We start from the raw sequence: 23177 nt of genomic DNA, 5'->3' as shown, positions 1-23177 counted from the left end.
AACACTAACTTAGTTTGTTAATAAAAGTCTTTAAATCAATTATTTGCATCATCTGTTCAGCTAAATAAGTTTGATGTAAGGAAACAGGTATAATTAATTGAAGGTTTTGTGCCTCCATTTCGTCTGTTTGACTTTTACTGATAGCTGGCTCTAGTGTAATTAAATGTTTTCTTGAAACACGGTCCGCTTCAGATAAAACTTGTCGCCACCTGTCTTTAGCAGTTGTTTTCACACCAAGCATATGCAAGCTTTCTTCTGGGTATGTAGAATCACGGTATGCATCTACTGATGGGAAAATAAAATCTGGCCTATTCTTTCTTTCAGTTTTTGCTCCTTTAGAGTATTTTATTTTATAACTGTCAAAAATAGTCTGTAGATGATTTTCAAAACTATGTCCTGCACGGGATTTACGTCGATTAATCACTGTTAAAGCAAATTGAATAAATCCATCAACATCATCCCCAAACCCCTCTCTAATTCTCTCTCCTACCACAGCTCTTTCAAAAATCCGCAATAGTTCACCTTCTCTGTCCCACCAAGAAATTAAAGCATGGTCAGGATCATCAAGAATACTAACATCTGAAACTGTGGAACGCGCGAATTGCGAGAAAATCGCTGTTGTTGGAAAAGTCATTCCAAATTGATCCTGCATTATCTGAAGGTAATCAACTTCATCTTCTATCTCAATTTCAATCCCTATGGATTCTAAAATATATTTACCAGCAAATCCAATATCGGTATAATCTTCACGAAAATCCCTCACAATAAATCTATTTTCAACTTCCTCAAGCCCAAATAGAAATAGTAATTGCTTTTCTGCAGTAGAATCTTGTTCAGCAACGATAATGGTCAATTCATTATGAATTGTTTTTCCCATAATAACTAAATCTCCAACTAAGGCATTTGGAACAACTTCTGGATCAGAAAAATAAAGTCGAAATTCTGCTGATCGCTTAGGATTATTTTCACGTGCATCATACCAAGTGAAATCTGATGCATTATCAATCATTTTTTCCTCATCATCAGCAAAATAAATCACATTTCCTTTGAAATTTAATCTATCATTCCCTAAGATATTTCTAAAAGCATTTATACCATTGAACTCATGCTGATGTGAAAATATTTCAACACGACTCAAACGTTTTGCAGCTATTCCAATAAAATGGTCTGATATTTTTACACTCATAACTATTGAATCTCTATTTCTTTAAATATAAGTAATAATGCGCGGAGTTTTTCATCATCATCATCTTTATGTACTGCTAATAGTAGGTCATTTTCAATAGTCTGATATATTTTCCCGTTCAATAATTTAAAATTATTATTGACAAAATCAGTCTGGTCTTCTGTGCCATTATACCTGTACAAGGTATAACCAGATTTACCACCTTCAGCAAAATATTTAAGAAATTCTTCTCTAAACAACATTCGTGCATGTTTACGAAATTCATCTATAGCAGCCGTTCTTAAATTTACGTAGGATTTCAAAACAAATAAAAAATTTATTTTGTACTGATGAACAAACAATGTATCTCTGTCGAATAAACGATGTTTGAAATGATGAGATGTCTGTACTTCTCCATTTGGTTTAAGTTCGTTTAAACTGTAATCATCTGGTTTATCAATATAACCATAAATAAAGAAATTAGGAGTAATATTATACCCCTCAGTTAATTCATCACGATATTGTTGATTAGCTTTATATGGTCTATTTTTCTCATTCAGCAGGTCTATGTTATATTGAATCACATTTTTTGCATAAGCAAATTGTTTAAAACGAGATTCCTGTTTTGCTTCTGCTCCTGATTTATAATATTTTGAATCACCAATATAAAAAATACTTGAATCATCAAAAAGTGATGTGTGATCAAAAATATGATCTAAAATCTTTCCGTCCTTATGGTATTTTAAACTATATAAATTGCGCCCATTTGTCGAAATATCGTCAAGATCATCAGAAAAAAGATTGTCAACCATATCTTCAAATACAATATTGTACTCGCTAATAGTCATAAAATCTTCCCTTGCTTTACCACTGCCTTGATCATGGGCATCAAAAAATAACAAACATAATGTATGCATCTCCTTAAGAGAATCTGTATAATAACGATATTTTATTTTCTTCAACTTGGACACACCGCGTTTCATCAATTCTCTAAACCGAATTCCTTTCACAACGGGATAGACTTTATCGATTTGCAAACCTAAATTATGCTGTTCATTTAAATAGTTTAATATTGAGAAAAAACAAACAATTAATTGTTCCTCATTATTTGCAATTTTATTTTTAGCACGAATCCGATCATAAATAATACTATCACCACTTAATATTGGTTTACCTTTTCTTACTGTCTTTTCCCATTTTGGTTTTTTAGGGTTTGTTTGGACTGCGTCTATATGCTTATAGAGGATTTGATTACCATTTTTTTTATAATACGTCAAAAAGCTTAGAAGAATATCCAAGTACGAATATTGTAACGTCTTATTTATTCCCTTTAATTGAAAAATTGGAGAATAATTAATCAAGGTTGAATCTGGGAATTTATGTCTGAATTTCATGAGACTCTTATAGAAATATACAGAAAGATCTCTCATCCAAATTAGACGTTTATCTCTAATTACAGATTCATTTCCAACATAGTCTATTAATTCATCTATAGTATGACCAAATACTGTTTGACGGCAATCTGACATAAATACTTTCGGCAACATAAAGACAAGCTCATTGTTACTTAAATCGTGATAATAACCGACGAATTTAATTTTCCCATCATTACCATAAGGTTCATAAAACTGGTCCGATCTAAAGATTTGAACTAGATAGTCAATGGGGTATCTCTCACCTTCTATTAGTATCTTCATTTAAAATAAACTAGTTTGTGGTACTTCCACTTCATAATTGGTCACCACATTAAGTCTCTCAGCTAATTCAATAAGTTTTTTATTTCCGTTGGTCTCTATTGGAAAATAATCTAGATAAGTGTGATCTACAAATAGATCATTCTCTTCATCTTTGAAAACATCGTTCCAGAGATAAAATATCACTTTATTTATTAATATATCAGCAGAGATTTTATTATCAACTCCTGCATTTATAAAAAAGTTTCCTATGCATTTGTCAAGACCTAAACTAGGATTTTGAAGAATCTGATTATTCACTGCTCTTACGAAATCAATCCATTTCATATATTGGATATCATTTAGTTTAATTTCAAAACTAAATGAACGACATGTTCTATCATCAACATTTGTTGGATATTTGATTGGAACATATTCCCAATCCCACCTACGTTTAAATGCACTATCCATAGGGTAAAGAGATTGATCAGATGTATTCATGGTAGCCAAAATTATTAAGTTGTTTGGCATAATCATTTTTGCGTTTTTTAGTACCTTATTTGAGGACGAACTTTCATCACATTTAAGTAGAAATTTATACAGTTCCTCCGATGGTGTAATAGCGTAATCTGGGTTACGATCTAATAGTTGAAAAACATCTCCAAAGATTTCAGCGCAATTCCCTCTGTTAATCTCTTCAATAACCAAATAATAATTTCGAGTCGGGTCTTGATGAGCCTTCACAAATATATTTACGAAAACCTGCGGAACGAATTTATACTTGATACTATCTCTTCCATCTTCATCTACCTCACTCACGGGTTTATAGCCTCCTACAAATGAAGAATAATCATAATCAGGATGAAAAGTAACGCGTTCAATTTGAGATTCTGGTGTACCTATTAGGCTATTTGCAACAGAATAAGATTTTCCTGTCCCTGGCGATCCGAAAAATATTTTATTATATCCAATACAACCTGCTGAAAAATTCTCTGCCCATTGGCTATCATAATTAACAGGCTCTAAAAAATAATTAGAATCCTTTTCAATTATCCTAAATTCAGGATATAAGGTTTCGATAATTGATTTAAAATTTACAAGGTCTAATCTTCCGACACCACTATTCGACCACTCAGTTGAGAAATAGAAGTATTTACTATCATATCTAAATATAGGTGCCGCATAAAATCTTATCTTTTCTCCTTGGGTTAAATCCTCATGTGTTAGTAGAGTTGCAGATGCTTTAAAAATAGTAATTAATGACAGATTCTCATATCTAACTGATACATTACCCAACACTTCATTATCTGTGAAAAATGGTTTAAGCCTACTTAACCCATCAAAATTAAGTAAGAAGTTAATAGTAAAGTAACAAAAATCCTTAACTCTTGAAGATTTAGTGATAAATGGAATCTCCGGAATATATTTTTGCTCGATATAGTTATATAAATCTTTATTACAACATAAATCCCATATAAATTTGCCTAATATAGAGGAACTAGCATTCGGAATATTTATTGGCTTTAATATAACGGATGCGAAAAAATCTGTGACCCCACGTAATTTATATTTACCAGGGGTGCCATTAACTATTTCTTTTGCATCAAGGTTTAAATCTTTGTCGTAAAAAATCTTTGGTCCTAAACTCTCACTGTACTCATCTAAATCTAAAGAGGAATAATCCAATGATTTTGAAGTGATTAACATCCCAATATCATTAGGTGATTTTCCTTCTCTAATTTTTTCAAAATGTTGTAGAAAATCATAGACTTCTAATGCCATTTCTTTCATGCAGACAGCATACAATATATATTGACTTGGTAATATTGTATGATTAAACGTATCTGTTTTTACTTGAATAGAATAATCATTTACAAATTCAACTCGTTCTAATGACTCTAACCTACTTTTAGTTTCATTATCAATTTGGACATCTTTCCATCTCTTTATTGATAAAAATTTATCCTCAAGATTTTCTACAAGACTTCTATAATCTTTAAGCATACTACTTCAGCAATTGGTTAATAATTTCTTTGGCTAATGTTTTGATCACAGGTACAGAAACTGAATTACCAAATTGTTTATATGCCTGCGCATCAGAAACTGGTATTTCAAATTTTTCATTCGCATTTTTTTCATCGATTGGATAACCTTGCAAGCGCGCTGCTTCCACAGGATGTAATTTACGAGGTCTTTTTTCAAGAAGACTTTGATCGATCAATATTTCAGAACCATCTTTATAGTACCGTGCCGAAATAGTACTGGTATATTGAGAATCATCTTGAAACAATGAATAGCCAAACCCATTGCCTTTCTCTCCATGCTCTTTTTTACGTCGCTGATGACCATCCCATAATTTTTCAGAAATTGTATAAGTTCGACTGTTTTTAGCTTCAAAAGCTTCCAGTTCTTTTTCGTCTAATAAGATTTGTCCTACCGTGGTATTTACACTTTCTGTATCTCTAATAGCACGATCATAAATTGCGTTGCCTTCTTGATCTAAGCCGTAAGGGAATTTAAAATCATTTACCTTAATTAAGTCTTTATACCATGCGACAATAAAAATACGTTCCCGGTTTTGAGGTATTCCAAAATTTTTACTGTTCAATACTTCAGCTCTTACTTCATATCCCAGTTCTTCCAGGCGACTTTTGATTGTTTCAAATGTTCTACCTTTATCGTGGTTTCTTAATCCTTTGACATTTTCGAGGAAAAGAACCTTAGGAATAAGATGATTGTTATTTTCTTTTGTTGCAGCTTCAATTTTAGTTCTTACGATCTCTTCAATATTGAAAAACAAAGTTCCTCTTGTATCTCCAAATCCTTTTTTCAATCCTGCATGTGAAAATGGTTGACATGGGAATCCTGCACATAACAGATCAAAGGCCGGTATTTTATTATAGTCTAAAGCAGGATCTGTTATATCTTGATTGAAATTTCCATTTTCAAATAATTCAGGAGACCATTTTTTATAATTATGCTCATATGTAATCCTCGCAAACTTGTCTATTTCAGATGCAAAAACACATTTACCTCCAATATGATGCATCGCGATATGAAATCCTCCTATTCCAGCAAAAAGATCAATAAAATTAAACTCTTTATATTTGTTGGAATTTACTTTTTCTCCCTTAACCACTTTTTTGGGACTTTTATTCTGGGTCTGTTCTACCACGCTATATCCTTTCAACATTTTAATAAAATTGGAATCTGTAATTAATTGGTACTTGAAAATTGGGTAGCCTGAAAGAAATCTTTAATATCTGTTTCCAATGCAAGAATGACTTTCTCAAGATTGACAACAGATATATTCCTTTTACCATTTTCAACTTCGTTGACGTATGTTTTATCTAGATCAGCCTTAAAGGCAAGTGCCTCCTGTGTCAAACTTAAATTCTTACGCAACTCCTTGATTCTTAAACCTATTTTAATTCGGATATCCATAGTGCAAAGTCGGCAAAATCGGACTATAAGTCAATCGGATATAAGTGAACTTTTGAGATTTATTTTGCTTTATGAAGAAAGATAAGATCAATTGAAACGGTCTATTCTATGGTATACAAAATCAAAATTAAGTTCCAACATTACGGTTTACCGTATTTTATACAAAAAAATAAATAGGAACTTCGAAAGTCATTGTTGGCAAAATCAATTTTAAAACAAAATATAGAAAATGAACTGGAACAATTTATTATCCGAAAAACGGATTAGGAAATCAAGTATAAAACATAAACGTGATATAAGAAACAACTACGAGAGTGATTTAGGAAGAATAATATTTAGTCCTGCTTTGAGAAGAATGCATGATAAAACCCAAGTATTTCCTTTGACAGATGATGATAATATCCATACAAGATTAACACACTCTAATGAAGTAATGTCATTAAGTTACACTTTCGGTTTAAAGTGCGCTAAATCATCAATAATTCAACATAAAACAGGTATGAATGAAGCTGATTTATTGAGAATTATACCAATTATTTTACAAGGAATTAGTTTTATTCACGATATAGGTAATCCGCCTTTTGGTCATTTTGCTGAAGAAGTCATAGCCAACTATTTTGATAAAATCGATTGTAATCCACTAATTCATAATGAGGTTAAACAAAAATTTAAAAAATTAACTCCCCATCAAAAAAATGATTTCAAATTTTACGATGGTAATGCCCAAGGGCTCCGTATGATAACAAAGCTGCAGTATTTAGATGATGTTTTCGGAATGAATTTGACGTATTCCATTTTAGGTTCATATTTGAAGTACCCAAATTCTTATACCAAAGAGATTGACAAATCTAAAAAAGACGAACTTAAGGAGTTAAAAAAACAAAAAAAAGCAAATATTGCTGAAGGAAAACATGGTGTATTTCATTCAGAAGATAAATACTTTAAAAAAATAATTAAAGAATGCGGTCTAACTGATAGTGAGGGAAGGATTATACGCCATCCACTATGTTTTTTAATGGAAGCAGCAGATACAATTGCATACCGTGTCATGGATATTGAGGATGGGTTTAGCAAGGGGTATATAACTATCAATTGTATTAAAGAAGCTTTTTCTAAGAACACTTCAGAAATTGCCAAAACTATTGTTCAAAAATGCGATGAACCTAATGTTAATGATGAAGCTAGAATGATTTTTGTACGAATTGCTCTGATTGATTATTTAGTAACCTTAGCATTCAAAAATTTTGAAAATAATATTGATCATATTGAGAAAGGGAAATATCATAATGAATTAGTTGAACATGACGACAACAATATTCATCAAATATTAAGTGATATTTGTAAGGTTAAAATTTTTTCTACTAGAGAAGTTAATCATTTAGAAACTACAGGATATTCCGTTATTAAAGGATTACTCAACCATTATATAAATCAATTATTCAATACTGATAAAAAGTTCATCAATAGAGCAACTGCTTTAATATCTTCTTCCATTATAAATGTAGCTCTCGAAGAAGATATGTTAAATTTTATAGCTCTTAAATATGATAAATTAAAGAGTGAAAAAGGAGAGATAATTATCAAAAAGAAATTAACAGAGAAGGAATATGTAACGAAAATGGACGACCTAAAAGAAAAAATTGATAGTTATTTATCTTTAATATTAAAAAGTGAAAATGACGTAGAAATCACTTACGATCCCATCAAAAAATTGAGGACTGAAATTTACAAAGCTTTTAATGATTTAGGAAATCAAATAAATTTTCAAGATTTAAGTGATTATTATAAACTTAGAGTCATAGTCGATTTTATATCGGGGATGACCGATAAATATGCTTTATCTCATTTTCAAAAAATAAGTGGTCAAAAAATTGCTTAATGTCCCTCATGCTGAAAGGGGCATCTGCAGAAAATAATATATTTAAACATTTATTATGTGATTTAAAAATTTTATTTTAAATCACATAATAATAAATTTTGGAATTATATTTGTATATTCATATACAAGAAAAATTAAACACTTGTCTAAAATGCATAATAAAATTGATTCACAGCAATTTTTGGAGTATCTAAAGTCAGGTCTAGATAGTGAAGTTCAAGTTTTTTTTAACATTCTGAATGAGAGATTAGATCTTTTAATATTTAGTGGTGTTATAAGAGATTATTTTCTAGAACATTCAGGGCCTTTAAGAGATTTAGATCTTGTGGTGCGTAATGATTTTAAAGAATTAGAAAACATCTTATACTCCATTCAAGATTTAAATTATACTAAAAATCGTTTTGGAGGATATAAAATAAAAATAAATGAATTAACGATTGATATTTGGGATATAAAAAGTACTTGGGCTCTCACAGAAGCACGTATGAATCAATCTTTTTTTATTGAATACTCCTTAATTGAAAGCTGCTTTTTTAATTTTTCTTCAATAATTTTTGAAATGAAAAGTAAAAAATTTATTGGCTCTAAATATTTTTCTAATTTTCTTAAAGAAAAAACTCTAGATATAGTTCTCAGTAACAACCCTTTTCCCGAGCTCTGTATTGTGAATACATTTTATTATAAATCAAAATACAAATTAAAAATCTCAAAATATCTTAAATCCTACATTGCTGAGAATTTTTTTGAAATTGATCATTTTAAATTTGATAATATTCAAGAGAAGCATTTTAATGAAATATTATATTCTTATAAAGAATTACAAACAGAAGTTTATAAATTACGCGATGAACTAGCAATGCATTAACGTCCTTAGCAAGGAAAAAAGTAAATATTTAATATGTTTGGTATTGTATTAAAAAAGCAATAATTATATAATCTTAATATTTCTAAATATGGGAATGTATGATGATTCAGAAAAAATTAATGTTCCCCGCTTCGAAGAAAAGGCCGGCTTTTATACCAGCGTGATACGCAGCAGAAATATGTCTAAAATTAGATCAAAAAATTCCAAACCTGAAGTGATCTTAAGGAAAGCACTGTGGGCAAAGAATTTACGCTTTCGGGTGCACGATAAATCTCTACCAGGCACTCCTGATATTATTATCAAAAAGTATAAGCTTGCCATATTTGTCGACGGTGAGTTCTGGCATGGGTTCGACTGGAAAAACAACCGCAATCGCATTAAATCTAATCGCTTATTTTGGATACCTAAGATCGAACGCAATATGCAGAAGGATGAAAGAGCAAATCGCGCATTAAGGGAAATGGACTATACGGTATTCCGCTTCTGGACGCAAGATATTCTAAAAAACCTTCCCGTGGTGTTGAACCAAATTGATCTATTCTTGGAAACTAGAAGATTGTGGCGGTAAACGTTTTCAAATGGAGGATTTAGTTTCAATTTAATTATTTCAACACCCTCTTAAACACACCCACCACTTTTAAATCCGACAACTCCTCATCGCGAAGTGCAATAGCTTGAAAAGAATCGTCATTGGACATAGGTAAAAGTGTAATCTCTTGGTGCTCCCACCCTTCTTCACTAACCCTTTTCTTACTGCTATACTTCTTAATGGTATAATGAGCTCCAAATTCGCTATCTATAAAATCATTGGACTCGACTAGACAGATCAATCCATTGCGAGAACCTCCTTGATACTTCTCAAAGAGACAGATAGAGCCATTGGGGATCATCTGGTTCATAGACTCCCCTACTACTTTACAGGCAAAATAACGATCTGGGTCCATTGTCGTCCCTTCAATCTGGATATAATTAACCTCTTCGGCCTGTTGTAGCTCAGAAAAACTACCTGCCGCAATCTCAAGATCGTAATATGGGATGCTACCTGCTGTCTGGAAATCGCTAATAACATAAGCGGGAGCAACAGTTGAATCGCTATCATTTGAGCGCTTGACAAAGTCCATATACTGACTTAAATAATCTTTGAGATTAGGATTGATGGCATAGAGATAGACTCCACGGATCCCGCGAAACATTAAAGTTTTATATACATTTTTGACATAAAACAGTAAATCAAGTTCACTGGTATTATTCTTCCCGTTGGTATCCTTGTACTGGTCACGATCGACTGTGATCTTATGATTGATCGGGTCATAGTCTATTTCTTTACCAAAGACAATAGCGATATAATTGAGATCATTGCCAAAGACGGTATGGATACTCCCGACTTCATGTATGGCATCTTTTGAATTTATCCAGTCTTTTGCTGTGGAATTCCAACGTAGGTCAACGCCTTCGATAGTCATATCATAGAGATGCCTATTCTTTTTGTTTTTGGTCTTGTATTCCCAGCTAAATCCGGCTACTAATCTGGATATACCTACTTCTGCTTCCCGTTGAAATATCTGCTCACGCATATCGACAAAGCTTTCATAGAGCTTCAGTTCAAAATCTTTGGATTCGAACCGCTCTTGAGGCAATAGATCCAAGTCAAATAAGCGATGGACAAAATCGGTAAACAGATCGCCGCCTTCGGAACGGATCTGTGTATGCAGACGGACGGTTTTGTAGGCTGCAGAGTTTTTTAAATCATCAAAATATGATGGAGGTAGGTCTGTCGGTCGTATAGACTGGTTGCTGTCGTAAAAGAATATCTGATTTTCGGATTGCTTCACGATCCAGTCCAACTCCGTTCCGGTGTGGACATCTAAATCTAGTCGTTTATTACTTTTATCAAAATCCCCATATCCGGATATGTTCTTACGTCGACGGAGACGGTGTGCTTCGTCTACCAGAACTACTTTATAGCTCCGCTTGGAAATATCGGTAGGTGATATGACCATATTGGCACTTAGCTGATCGATGGCTCTAAAAACTTTTTGCAGGGTACTGCGCAGCGAAGTCATCGATACAACGATAGCGATCTGATCTTTAAGCTGGTCTTCATTTGCTTCTGTAATGCCATGCTGCTCACGGTATCGCTTCAGCAGGGTGAAAGCTGCTACAGAGAACTCATCTTCCATCTCAAACTGCTCAAAATAGCGTATCGGTGTCACCAGGAGCTTGAGTACATAAATGGCTATAATGGTCTTACCTGTGCCGGCATTCCCTTGGATAAATATTCCTTTTTTATCCTCCACTAAAGTCTCTAAACAGGCAAGTACGGCTTGCTGCTGATCAAGGTTGAGACTCTTATAGGGTGAATATTTAAAGACATTGCTATTGATGATTTCCTCGAATGAGGTACGGGCGATATGCAGTTCTTCAAGTTGATTCCAGATCTGCGGAAACAACAGTTCATACTCTTTCTTACGGTGATAATAGTGTCCGTTATTACCGAGATTGGCATTGACAAGCGTCAACCCTTTCTCTGCGGAAAAATGATTGATCAGAAATGCTTCTAGATGAAGGGTAACTGATTTATTAAACAGGTGAGAAAATATAACATGCCTGCTCAATAAATCTTTCTTGACCAAATGTCCATTGTGATTGGAAAAACGATTCTTGATATTGATAGATTCACCGATATAAATGGATTTTTTATCATTGAGCAGGTATACCAGCGCGCTGTTGTAGAGATCAAGTTCGTCATCAAACTCGCCTTGCACCTCCCCTGTTGGTCGTACTGGGATAATATGTACTTCGTTAATATCGAATGGCGACATGCTATAATTCGTTATATTTCTTTGCCGTTCCTTTGGCTTTCTCCACCGGGTATTTTTCGTTATTCAGTTTCATCTTTTCCTCCACGATCTCTTTCACATCTAAGCCATGCTTATCGGCAAGCAACAGCGCGTACATCAAAACATCGGCTAATTCTTTTTTGAGTTTATCGGGATCAGCATCTTCATTGCCTTTCCATAAGAAAAGCTCCAGAAGTTCGGATGCCTCAATACTTAATGCCAAAGCTAGATCTTTGGAATTGTGAAATTGCTCCCAATCTCGGACATCTCTAAACTGACGGATCTGCTGTAATAACTGTTGAATGTCGGACATGATAAAATCTTTTAACTACTGTTGGGTACTACCCAAATATCTGAAATATTGTTTGAAATACAATTAGGGATGGAATAAATAGATTACATAGTTTGAATCTTAACGTATATAAAATTCCAGAGTATCGACATATCCTGTCAATGATCTGGAATGATCTACAATGCGCTTTATAGCGAATTATACGCTAAGAAAAATAATAATCTATAATAAATTGAATAGTTTTATCTAGACTAGTCTCAAAAAACTCTTCCTGTTCATATACTTTGATGACAAATTTATGTCTGTGAATTGGTGAATTATAAACTATTTTCACAGAATTTCCATTTATGTGTGTAATACCAAACTGATCATACTTAGGCTGATATCCAAACTGTATCGTATGTGTATCAATCCTGAATGCTTTTATTATGTGCAAATTTACTGTTGATAAGAAGTGGACTGATAAGAACAGAGACTTGTTTTAACTGAATCCAATCCGCATCTTTTTCATCTTTTATACCCTTCTGATTATTTACTTTGTGACTCTCTACAAAAATTATTTGTGCAGCCAACTTATCATCTAAACGTCCCAACTGTAAATTTAAATCAGGTAACTCTGCAAAGTAATAGGAAACTTTGCCCTCATTCAATTTAATAGCTGGTCGACTGGCGTCTGCTAATGAGTTGCGCCAATATTTTAGTGTATTCAAATAGGTCATATTCCCCTTTTCAAGTTTATTAATCCAACTTAAATAATGTGTTGAATATTTAGTTTATATGCTCAAATATAATTTATTTTTTTTCCTCTTTCTTAAGAAACAACTGTGAATAAATACTTATTGGAAAGCACTATTATTCTTAATAACACTATAATCAATTGATCTTATGCCTTTTGGCCAAAATAATTTAATTTTAATTTGTAAAATAGTTAATGGTTGCTTATCTTTGTACTAACAGTACACGCCACGCTACCCATAAGAACAGCGTCCCAGGGCGTGTCTTTTGTTTTATAGACCTTTTTTAAGCCACATTCTATGTATGAAAAGAAACCTTTCACGATAGATGATCAAGTTCAACAATTAAAAGATCGCGGATTATTTATCTCTGAATCGGACAATATACAACATTATTTATCTCATATAAGTTATTACAGACTTGCTGGCTACTGGTGGCCCATGCAGGAAGATAAGATTGCTCACAAGTTCAAATCAAATGCTAAATTTAGTGATGTACTGGCATTATATAATTTTGATAGACAATTGAGAATATTATTATTTGATGTTATTGAAAAACTTGAAATAAGCTTAAGAACCAAATTGATCTATCATCTTTCTCATGAGTTTGACCCTTGGTGGTTTCAAAATTTCAATATTTTTCAGAATGCTAGTGATCTTGTGAAAACTTTAGCTGTTCTAGAAGGAGAAATTGATAGATCAAAAGATATATTTATAAAGGAACACAAAAAGAAACATAAAGATGATGGACGATTCCCCCCTTCTTGGAAATCTTTAGAACAAACAAGTTTTGGCGCTTTATCAAAATTATATGGAAACTTAAAGAATGATGTTGTTTCTAAAGATATCATTGCTAAAGAATTCGGTACTGTTAACCATACTTATCTGCCAAGCTGGCTTCAGTCTATCGCTCAAATAAGAAATTATTGTGCTCATCACAGTAGACTATGGAATAGAAATTTACCTGGAAGTCCAAAACTTTTGAGTAATCCGCCCCATTCATGGATTCAGAATGTGCCGAAGCCACATGAATTTCAATTTCTTTATATCCATTTATGCTGCATGAAATATCTATTAAATGTCGTTCAACCGGAAAACTCATTTACCCTCCAATTAAGAATGCTATTAGATAAATACCCAAATGTTGATCCAAATGCATTAGGTTTAAAAGAAAAGTGGGAAGAAGAAGCTCTTTGGAAATAGCTATTTTAAAAGATAGAGCAATTGAACTTTCTCATAGAGATCAATATTGGGCTTCAAGAACATGGGAAATGGTGATCTTGCAGGGATGAACGTTTGAGGAAGAATATGGATGAAATTTCGCGAAAAACATGTTTTGAACAAAAAAAAAACTAGAATGCGTATAACCTTTGACCATTCCAGGATTTAGACTCTATGATTTTGACATCGATACAATTTGTAATGAAGATTATTTTTTAACGAATGATGAGGATCAGATCCATGCATTTCCTTGATTTAGTCTTTTAAAAATAAAAGTCTACTTTTCTTTAAACACTTCACTCCTATGCCATGCCAGATTTTCTGGTGCTGGATAGTATTGCTCAGTTTTTGGTATTATAATTTTAGTTCCTTCTAATTTTTTGAGACTATAGGGATGCTCTCCAAGTTCGCGTATATGTCTGGAAACCAAAATACGATAATCTTGATCTACGGAAACCAAGCCACGATCAAAAGCTCGGTGGAGATTTGGACATAGTGCTAATCCATTCGTGACCTTGTCATCGTGCGAAATGGAAAAAGGTACGATATGACAAGCATCGATAAAATTGTGATTGTACGTAGACCGCAACTGCATACCTGTCATCGCACAGGTATCCTGATACAACTGGGGGATATATCTTTTGAAAAGGTGTGATCGTATAAATACATCTTCCTCGGTATGAATCACCATATGTTTATACTTGACTTCGGGATCATTGAGTACCAAAGCCTGCAGATCTTGATAATACCCATCCCCGATTTGTTTATGCTCGTAATAATATTGAAGTTGGTTAGGGAAATAATGCGCCAAAATAGAATTTCGGATTAATTTCCTATTTTCAAGCGATTGCAATAATGCGTATAATTGAGGTGAAAGACTTCCGTAAGCAACAATGGATGCTAATGTACTAACGCTTTTGATATGAGCTTGCATAGGAGCTCCATGGTGAGTATGGATAAACCAAAAAGACTGTTCATCGACCTGATCGCTCTGCAGATAATAAAATGGCTGAGTAAAATCGGGCTGATGTGCTGTGGTAACCAACAGCCGCCAATTCTCCTGAAAAAGACCTACAAGATCTGCATTGACAAGAAAATGATTGTCATTATCCAGGCCTTTTTCTATTAACTCGATCAGAGTTAATAGAAAAACTGGTTTATGAGGTGCTTTACCATATTTGGTAATCCCTTGTTTTAATCTTGCAAATGCTTTTAGATATAGGCTCAGATTGCTCATGTTGGTCAAAGATAGGAAATGCAAAGTAAAATATGGAGAGAGTTTCATTACCTATAAACACGATGCTACAAGTAACCTGTGGTATGTTTGAAAAGAATAAAAAAGTGTTGATTTGTCAACGTTCTGCGAAGATGAAGCACCCGATGAAATGGGAATTTCCTGGTGGCAAGATTGAACCAGAGGAATCTAAGGAAGATTGTCTACAAAGAGAAATCAAAGAAGAACTAGGTATGATTATTACCATTGACCGTGCGCTGAATCCTGTAGAGCATCAATAATCTGATTTTTCCATTTGCACCTATCCTTTTAGCTGCAAATGGGAATTTGGTAAAGTAGTGCCCACAAAACATAGTCAGCAATATGGGTAGACACATCGGAATTATTAAATTACGAATGGGCGGAAGCTGATCTGCCGAAACGCGTAAATTAGTCAATGCCCATCTACTTACTAAATAAGGCATTGACTACAAGACAAGTAAGAAATCTTGCTTGATGAAATTATTAACAAGTTATCGTAAATCGCAAAGATTTAACGTATTAATATTTCTTGAAAACGATTAATTTCATCGCAGAATGATTTGTAATTTCTAAGAGAAAATTCAGTAATGCTTACGGTTGAACTTCTGGGATCGTGAATAACAAGTCTGTGAAATGTACCTAATTTAGAAAATTCTTTTTCCTCGTAAACCTGTATATCGGACTGGATGTTGAAGTCAAAATGATAATTTTTGAAAACTGATTTTACAGTTAGTACACGACCATTGAGCTCGACAGAATATGGTGTTTGTAACGCTATATAAAAAGCATAAAGCCCTACAGGCATTAACAAATAATAATACCATTTGAAAGACCTAAAATAAACTTCACCATATTGTAAATTAGTATATATTACACAGATAAATAACACAATTGCGGCTATTATTCCAAACAAAATACAATAGAACCCGATACCCAATTTTGATTTCACCATTTTATTAAATTTCCATTATTTACTATTTGTGACAAAAGTTACACCGACAGAAAGACCTGTCATAAGTAATCCTATAGGACCAGGGACATATGTCAAAGCATCCAAAAATATAAATTTAGTAGCATCTATCATATCATCATCCGTAATTTCACCATCAGAAAGAGCAACTATTACTTCATAACCATTAACAATTGTTCCTGCAAAGGCTAATTTATGAAGCACATTATATTTCAGCGCTTTTTCAAATACAGGAGATATATCTACTCCACCAGTTAATTTGATGAATTTAGTAATAGCTGCATGACTTAAAGACTGAAGACCGCTCGCTAACCCTGCTTTATCAACAATATCTTTTAATGCAGTAATATTAAATTTTTCTTTAATTTTAAGAAAATTTTCATCATAACCTTCTGGGAATCTAGTAGGAAATTCATCCTTTGGAAAATTATCCTCATCGTATATAGCACCAAACGGACATATGACTGCACAAAGACCACAGCCTATACAATCTGCTTCTTTAATAAACGCTTTAATTGTATTTAATTTTCCATATATATATCCCTCGGTTACGCGTAATGCGTCTGGACCACACGATTCTCTGCAAAAGCCACAGCCAGTACACTGTGAATAAGCAACCTTAAATACCGCCATTATGCTAAATTTATATCTTTTATATCAAAAATGTCTCTGTGTAAGCTTGAATACTCTAAAGTAAAAACTTTGCTTTTCTCATTATATCTTCTTGATTTTTCAATCGTAGATGTTTTTAGCTCAGGAAAAAATAAAGCTGTACGACTTAGATTCTTGATTATCTATTTTCAAGTGACTATTAAAGATTTAATTTCTAACATTTTGATTATTTCTTTGCAAAACCTACTTTTGCAACATAATTAACCCAAATTTAATGAAAGGAATACTAATTTCTTACCTGGTTTGTTTATGCTTTTTTGTGTCCTGTAAAAAGGTAGAAAAAATAGTAGAAACAGTGCCTGACAGTAAGGCAATACAAATTGAAACGCTGATCAATGATCATGCAGATGAATCATCTATTACTTTCTCTGGCCGTTTATTGTACCTCAATGATGAAACAATTCTTGATCATGGTTTTGTTTTAGAATACGAATACCAGAACAACGTTGAGAAAAAAGAAATAAGATATTCGCTAGGAAACAAAGCAATTACAGGAAAGATTAACCATACGATCAAATTCCCCGCTGAAATCGAGAATGCCACTGTTATTAAGTATTACTATTATGTCAAAACAGATCGAGATCTTTATAGAGGAGAATCTACTAGCGTAGCCTTTAATTGGTACGATATCGAATACAATAATGATTTTATCGCTTCTCCTAATGATAAAATCACGGTAATCGGAGATTTTACAAAAATAAAAGACAAATATACGCTGCATGCTAACTATGACAGTAAGGTGGAAATACCCTTTACTGTGGGAAATGATCTGAAAACGTTGACATATACTATTCCTACAGATCAAACACATGGCAATACAATGAATCCAATACTCCTAAATAAGTCTCATGCTACTGGTGTATATGGAAGTGCGACATTACCTTCTGTCAAGATCGTAGGAAAGCTAGAAGAGCCCACAGATTACAGCTATATGTATAGTGAAAAGATAACTTTGAGGGGCCTAGGCTTAAATGGCACGCTAAAAGAACCTTTTTACATCTTGTTTGGCAACAATTCATTGCCATATCAATCTGAAATGGACCTATCCACCTTGACTTATAAGCAACCTGCTAAAAGTTATAAATTAGGCTATTTCAACGGAAAAGACTCGGTATTTTTTAAACAAAAAATTACAATCAAACAACCCCTGGCAAACGCATTACAATTTTATGTCGCAGAGGTCCACCCTGGTAGTTCGGGAACATTTATTGGCCTAGATTTCTCCCAATATGCTCAACCTGACCTCACGACATATTCGGTTGGTAATAAACCCGCACATGTGAGATCAAATTGGACGGGGGTGCATGAATTTACTATTGATAACCTTCCTGAAGGTGAATATCCCTTATCGGCAGCTAGCCCTTTTTTTACGTACACAAGTCAAGCTAAAGTTAAGGTCAGCAAGTTGCGCCCAACTACTATAACGCAAAATAGAGGTTATTATGATCATCTAGTAAAGATAACCGGTAATTTTAGAGCAGGCATCCCCTACTTGGTCAAACTTGGCAATCATGATGCTGGTATATCGTCACAATCTTTACGTGATGGTCAAATTGATGTTGTGATTCCGCCTATTCCTGCAGGTACGTATCCTGTTTCTGTCGGTTACCGTGGCAATGATGATCAAGAATATATAAGTAAAACTAACTTCAATGTGGAAGTACTCGCTCCTGAATTTAGGGATTTCTATCCTAAAAAAGGCAAGGCTGGTGACCAAATCACACTGGTAGGCAAAGGGATATATTATGGTATGATTTATTTTGGCGGTCGACTAGTATGGCGCGAGTCGGGTTATGATGAAATTAAATTTACTATACCACGGGATATACAATTTAAAGGAAAGATCGAAATCAACCTTCTTTTTGGAGATAAATGGGTGAAAGGTAAAGAAACATTTGAATTAATCTAATAGCTGAATATTAATATGCTCCTACATAAAAAACTGCAATATATCCTCCTTGTACTAACGATGAGTAGCGTGATGCTATCTATATCGTGTAAGAAAGTACAGGAAGTCGAATATGTGCAAACGACCGAAGACAAGATTGTCGTACAAACTCGACATATGGAACAGCTGAGTAAAACTGGTGTTACGCTCTTTGGATCTATCGATACGATACAGAACCAAAAAATCTTAAGTTATGGTTTTATTGTGAAAACGATAGATCAATCCGGAACAGAGCGCAAGGAAAAGGAAATCGAGGCGGGTAAAGAAAACACAGGCCCTACGATCACATTTCAATATAAACCGACCGAACCGTTCTCTTTGGATATCACGTACGCATATAGCTTTTACGTACGTACGGCAAAAGGATACTATAGGGGCGAATTCAACTCCTTTAAACTGGATGGATTCAAAAGCCAGACACAAGCATTTGAAAAGTCAAAATCTGGAGACGAACTGGTCGTAAAAGGTGATTTTGAAAAGATAGACGCCAATTATAAGTTTAAAGCATACTTCCAAAACCCCAACACAAAAAGTATAGAAAGTAATGAAATACCTTATATGTTAGCTGCGGATAAAAAAACAATCCGCTTTAAAGTACCCCATGCAACAGGGTTATACCATGGTGCGGAAATAGGCTTTTTATTCGAAAGAAAAGAGTTTCCATATGGATCTTTTTATGCTGATGTGGCTAAAACAACTATTCTAGGAGAAGTTCTCCCTCCAACGAAAACAGTATTTAGTCCATATGATATCATAGAGATCAAGGGGATCAATGTACCGCATCATTTGCATGAATCAAAAGATTTCATGTTAATATTTGGTGATATGAGGATACCCTTTGCCAGTGAATTACAGTTTAACCAAATACAAGATCTACGGGTAAAGGGAAATCGTCTTAAATTTGGGTATACCAATGGTGTAGAAACGGTAATCTTTAAAGAGGAAATAGAATTTTATGTTCCGGATCTATTGAAGGTGATGATTGACCAGCCATTTGTCCATCCAGAAAGTTTGGTCAGCATGCGGTGGCCAGGTTTATCGGATTTTAACGCGGGAATGTATTTTGATTTTACTGTTGGTGGTCTACCTGTAAAACATAATGGTGTAAATGGGGATAACTTTGACTTTACAATCGGTGATCTAAAACCTGGAAACTATACTTTAAATATTAAAGATTCGTTCTATGATATCACGATACCTAATCAGATTACAGTAAAAAACTTTGACTGGATCTCGAGTGATAAATCTAGTGCCTATGAAGGCGAATCGATTACCGTTTACGGAACCTTTTTTAAAGGCGCGATGTACGCCATACAAGGTAAAAATAACCTCTCTTCTGAAATTATGTGCCAAAAAGATGGAGAGATAACTTTTGCTTGGTATCTCAACAATTTTGAAACAAATAAAATCAAGGTTGGTTACATAACAGGAAGTAGAGAAAGTAGACTAAGCGACAAAATACTCGAAATAAATTCACTTGGAATCACATTAGATAGTTTTGCGCCTGCAAGTGGTCTCACGGGTTCGGTGGTCCATGTAAAAGGTAAAAATATCAAATATGCACGGAGGATTCTTATTGGTGATATCCAAATTACACCGATACCGATTAGTAATGACGAAATCATGTTCACCGTACCTATGATGGCCAGCAAAGGGAAGGTTAAAATATCAGCAGAAGCCGCGAACAAAATCTATCAGTCCAGCGGTTATTTTGAAACCTTATGATGAAAAACTATATTGCTACTGTACCCATTATTCCACTTATTTTATGTTTAATCTCATGAAATAACAAAAAATGAGTGTAAAAGAAAGAATCCCATTGTTAACCAATTTGGGGTTCTTTCTTTTTAGGATGTCTTAGCAGGAGGAACTACACATCTTTATACAATCCCTGCTATGCCATGCTAGATTTTCTACTTGCTCTAATTAGCAGCTCATAACAATTGTTTATCTTGGTTACGAACTGAAAAAAAACAAACTTTGGAATTGGAAAAGTAGGTTATGTGTCATAGTTTTAGGCGCTATGATTTACCATAGTTGCTCTAGAGATGAAAATGAATATGATCAAGTATCTTACACTGACATAAAAGATTGGGAAAAGGGTAAACAAGCAGATTGGTCTAATAAAGATAGCTCAGTGATCGTTTACAGCCTTTTTAAAAACCTGTCATTCTTAGACGACTATGTCATGTATTCTTGTATCGAAGTAAGAAATAAACGAGATACATTGTTTTATATCAGACAAGCACAATATGACGTCGACGAAGTTGTATCTGGAGACAGCTTAGTTGTTGCACATCAAGATAATCATGCTATTGGTGGTTGGCGGGAAATAACACCCAGATACCAGCACCGATTAGATGGTGATAGTCTAAAATGGAGTCAAACATTAAAGGACAGAAAAGATATTGCAGCGCAGCTGGGAAATACCAGTCAGTTGAAACATGCGGTCTATAAACTGGAAAAATCTGGCCTAGTAAAAGTCTTTAACAATGATAACCCTTTAGACCGTCAGAACAAGAAATCTTACGATAACGAGGGCATATATCATGTGAGTCCACTGAGCTTCGCTCCTGTTAGTATGTACAATCTAAACGCTATCAGCAAGATATTGTTAACGGATAATCCACCAAAGACTTTAAAAGCGATTCCGATTCTGGATTAATTCCATTAATGTGTTATGTATTTTGAATAAACACGGACTAAATATTCATATGGCAATTCAATCATGATACCCACTCCTTCCCTAAATTGGTGCTTGGTGATCATCGTAACGGTATTCAAGATGATCTAACGAATGAATATTCCCCTCTTTATCCTTACTGTAAAAGATCACCATTTTTCTCCTGAAAAGCAAAAGTGTCCAGTTCTCTTCTGCACCAGACCAAACACAGGTAATAATGTTTATAGCCCTAATTTTCTATGAAACAGAAAAGTTAAAAAAAATCTTCATGGTTCAGAGTTTTATGTAAGTTATGTCAAAGCACTACCTCTTTTTTTCGTTTATGAGGCTTGTTCCCATAAATATTGTGTTCATAAACTATGATATATTTAAAAATTATTAAATCAGATGAAAATACAACTAATTATTATTATCTTTATTGGAAACAATTATAAAAAATATGAAAAAAATAATTTTACCATTTTTTTTTCTCTTTATTGCACTACTGTCTTGCAGTAAGGAGAATGTCGAAAAAGTAGACGAAAAAAACGATACTTCGAGAATAACTTTACTAAATTCAAAAAGTTATGACAGAAACTTTTTATTTATTGAAATGAGCAAAGCAACGGCCATTCCGGTTGATCAATTACGGTTTGAAGAAAACTTGAAATATTTTTACATAGTAGATTATGATAATCTCAAGCTAGATCCAATAAAATATTTAGGCCTATAATCGTACATCATGTAAATTATGAAAAATTTTTTAATCGCATTTTTTGTTCTTTTGATGTGCAATAATGCATTTTCCCAAAATAATATTGTTAATGATGCTGATTTCAGTCCTCCAAACTCAGCACTTCAAAATGGCAAAATAATTGTACAAACTCATACCAATCAAGAATCTATAACTTTAGCTCTAAATCTAGTACGTTGGGCGGGAAGTGAAAGTAAACAATTAGAAGCTGAAGGATATTTTATTTTAGATATAAATTCAAGTGAGCTTATATTATCAGATGTTGTAACTTTTTCAAATTCAGATTTTTCGCCCTCATATGCTATAATTAGTCAGCCAAAATTTATTCCAATTACTTTTAAAGCTAATTTAGTAAAAATAGGAGCTGTAAAGTTTAAGTTTCGTGAAAAAACAAATGGTGCCTGGACAGCCTAGAGGTACTCCTCTAAAAACTTCACTACAGCATACTATATACCTCCTGTAGTTACTCCTGTCACAGAGATAACTGGACCAGATAATTTATGTACTGAAGCGACTTACACAATAACAAATCCAGGAACAATTAGTCTTGACAATGCAGCTGGTATCGCTACACTGACAGCTTTAGGAAATAACCAATGGAAGGTCACGAGAATTGGGCAAGGTACAGGTTCAGTAACTCTAAAATCTGTTATAGGTTCAAAGATTTATAATTATAGCATCTATGTTGGACCACTATTTCATGGTGCAATAGATGGTCCATTAGCATTAAAAAGAGGTTGGAAAGATAGGGAGTACTCTCTCTATACCACTGGAGGACAATATTCAAATCATCAATGGTCAAT

21 protein-coding genes are annotated in these 23177 nt (G+C 33.7%); 10 read left to right on the top strand and 11 right to left on the bottom strand.

What is annotated here, in order from left to right:
• Positions 1-4: 4 nt before the first annotated feature.
• From C8N37_RS04260 to C8N37_RS04240, 5 genes are read right to left on the bottom strand one after another with little or no spacing between them, the layout of a single operon-like run.
• Positions 5-1186 carry a type II restriction endonuclease gene (locus C8N37_RS04260; protein WP_108157700.1) on the bottom strand — a complete coding sequence of 394 codons (1182 nt, stop codon included), beginning with the start codon at positions 1184-1186 and terminating at the stop codon, positions 5-7.
• A gap of 2 nt (positions 1187-1188) precedes the next feature.
• On the bottom strand, positions 1189-2862 hold the full coding sequence (locus C8N37_RS04255) for a hypothetical protein (RefSeq protein WP_108157699.1): 1674 nt from the start codon (positions 2860-2862) through the stop codon (positions 1189-1191).
• Positions 2863-4842 carry an McrB family protein gene (locus C8N37_RS04250; protein ID WP_108157698.1) on the bottom strand — a complete coding sequence of 660 codons (1980 nt, stop codon included), beginning with the start codon at positions 4840-4842 and terminating at the stop codon, positions 2863-2865. It abuts the gene before it with no gap.
• A 1-nt stretch (position 4843) separates the two neighbouring features.
• The gene (locus C8N37_RS04245) at positions 4844-6031 is read right to left on the bottom strand and encodes a DNA cytosine methyltransferase (protein ID WP_108157697.1); all 1188 of its coding nucleotides are present in this window, start codon (positions 6029-6031) and stop codon (positions 4844-4846) included.
• Between the two features lie 23 nt (positions 6032-6054).
• Entirely contained in the window at positions 6055-6282 is a 228-nt protein-coding gene (locus C8N37_RS04240; RefSeq protein ID WP_108157696.1) for a helix-turn-helix domain-containing protein, read from the bottom strand.
• 229 nt (positions 6283-6511) lie between these two features.
• Between C8N37_RS04240 and dgt the strand changes: the two genes are divergently transcribed.
• From dgt to C8N37_RS04225, 3 genes are all read left to right on the top strand, one after another.
• Positions 6512-8161: a dGTP triphosphohydrolase gene (gene dgt, locus C8N37_RS04235; protein ID WP_108157695.1), complete on the top strand. Its 1650-nt coding sequence runs from the start codon at positions 6512-6514 to the stop codon at positions 8159-8161.
• A 151-nt stretch (positions 8162-8312) separates the two neighbouring features.
• Positions 8313-9026 (top strand): hypothetical protein, encoded by a 714-nt coding sequence (locus tag C8N37_RS04230; protein WP_108157694.1) that lies wholly within the window; start codon positions 8313-8315, stop codon positions 9024-9026.
• Positions 9027-9114: 88 nt separating this feature from the next.
• Entirely contained in the window at positions 9115-9594 is a 480-nt protein-coding gene (locus C8N37_RS04225; protein ID WP_108157693.1) for a very short patch repair endonuclease, read from the top strand.
• A 34-nt stretch (positions 9595-9628) separates the two neighbouring features.
• Here C8N37_RS04225 and C8N37_RS04220 read toward each other — a convergent pair whose 3' ends face one another.
• The 3 genes from C8N37_RS04220 to C8N37_RS04210 all read right to left on the bottom strand — a co-directional run bounded on the left by C8N37_RS04220 (position 9629) and on the right by C8N37_RS04210 (position 12877).
• Positions 9629-11848 carry a DNA/RNA helicase domain-containing protein gene (locus C8N37_RS04220; protein WP_108157692.1) on the bottom strand — a complete coding sequence of 740 codons (2220 nt, stop codon included), beginning with the start codon at positions 11846-11848 and terminating at the stop codon, positions 9629-9631.
• A gap of 1 nt (position 11849) precedes the next feature.
• Positions 11850-12179, bottom strand: coding sequence for a nucleotide pyrophosphohydrolase (locus C8N37_RS04215; RefSeq protein WP_108157691.1), 330 nt, complete (start codon positions 12177-12179; stop codon positions 11850-11852).
• 386 nt (positions 12180-12565) lie between these two features.
• Complete coding sequence (locus tag C8N37_RS04210) at positions 12566-12877, bottom strand: hypothetical protein (protein WP_108157690.1); 312 nt, start codon at positions 12875-12877, stop codon at positions 12566-12568.
• Positions 12878-13192: 315 nt separating this feature from the next.
• Here C8N37_RS04210 and C8N37_RS04205 point away from each other — a divergent pair, with 315 nt between their 5' ends.
• Complete coding sequence (locus C8N37_RS04205; protein ID WP_108157689.1) at positions 13193-14095, top strand: Abi family protein; 903 nt, start codon at positions 13193-13195, stop codon at positions 14093-14095.
• 295 nt (positions 14096-14390) lie between these two features.
• Here C8N37_RS04205 and C8N37_RS04200 read toward each other — a convergent pair whose 3' ends face one another.
• Positions 14391-15350, bottom strand: a complete 960-nt coding sequence (locus C8N37_RS04200) for an HNH endonuclease (protein WP_170114460.1) — start codon at positions 15348-15350, stop codon at positions 14391-14393.
• A gap of 32 nt (positions 15351-15382) precedes the next feature.
• Here C8N37_RS04200 and C8N37_RS23045 point away from each other — a divergent pair, with 32 nt between their 5' ends.
• On the top strand, positions 15383-15628 hold the full coding sequence (locus C8N37_RS23045) for an NUDIX domain-containing protein (RefSeq protein WP_244914334.1): 246 nt from the start codon (positions 15383-15385) through the stop codon (positions 15626-15628).
• 251 nt (positions 15629-15879) lie between these two features.
• On the opposite strand, the gene C8N37_RS04190 is transcribed toward C8N37_RS23045, so the two are convergent.
• Both C8N37_RS04190 and C8N37_RS04185 read right to left on the bottom strand, forming a co-directional pair.
• The gene (locus C8N37_RS04190; RefSeq protein ID WP_108157687.1) at positions 15880-16320 is read right to left on the bottom strand and encodes a hypothetical protein; all 441 of its coding nucleotides are present in this window, start codon (positions 16318-16320) and stop codon (positions 15880-15882) included.
• A 15-nt stretch (positions 16321-16335) separates the two neighbouring features.
• Complete coding sequence (locus C8N37_RS04185; protein WP_108157686.1) at positions 16336-16971, bottom strand: 4Fe-4S binding protein; 636 nt, start codon at positions 16969-16971, stop codon at positions 16336-16338.
• 253 nt (positions 16972-17224) lie between these two features.
• Between C8N37_RS04185 and C8N37_RS04180 the strand changes: the two genes are divergently transcribed.
• From C8N37_RS04180 to C8N37_RS04160, 5 genes are all read left to right on the top strand, one after another.
• Positions 17225-18919, top strand: a complete 1695-nt coding sequence (locus C8N37_RS04180; RefSeq protein WP_108157685.1) for a hypothetical protein — start codon at positions 17225-17227, stop codon at positions 18917-18919.
• Positions 18920-18934: 15 nt separating this feature from the next.
• On the top strand, positions 18935-20683 hold the full coding sequence (locus tag C8N37_RS04175) for an IPT/TIG domain-containing protein (protein WP_108157684.1): 1749 nt from the start codon (positions 18935-18937) through the stop codon (positions 20681-20683).
• A gap of 298 nt (positions 20684-20981) precedes the next feature.
• The gene (locus C8N37_RS04170; RefSeq protein WP_108157683.1) at positions 20982-21623 is read left to right on the top strand and encodes a hypothetical protein; all 642 of its coding nucleotides are present in this window, start codon (positions 20982-20984) and stop codon (positions 21621-21623) included.
• Positions 21624-22080: 457 nt separating this feature from the next.
• Positions 22081-22353, top strand: coding sequence for a hypothetical protein (locus C8N37_RS04165; RefSeq protein WP_108157682.1), 273 nt, complete (start codon positions 22081-22083; stop codon positions 22351-22353).
• 18 nt (positions 22354-22371) lie between these two features.
• A complete protein-coding gene (locus tag C8N37_RS04160; protein ID WP_146170993.1) occupies positions 22372-22788 on the top strand; it encodes a hypothetical protein in 417 nt (138 codons plus the stop codon).
• The last annotated feature ends 389 nt before the right edge of the window (positions 22789-23177 follow it).

Origin of the sequence: Sphingobacterium faecium (assembly GCF_003054045.1) — a bacterium.
Taxonomy (GTDB): domain Bacteria; phylum Bacteroidota; class Bacteroidia; order Sphingobacteriales; family Sphingobacteriaceae; genus Sphingobacterium; species Sphingobacterium faecium.
Note: the sequence above shows the minus strand (reverse complement) of the source record. Positions and strands in the feature narration are given on the sequence as shown.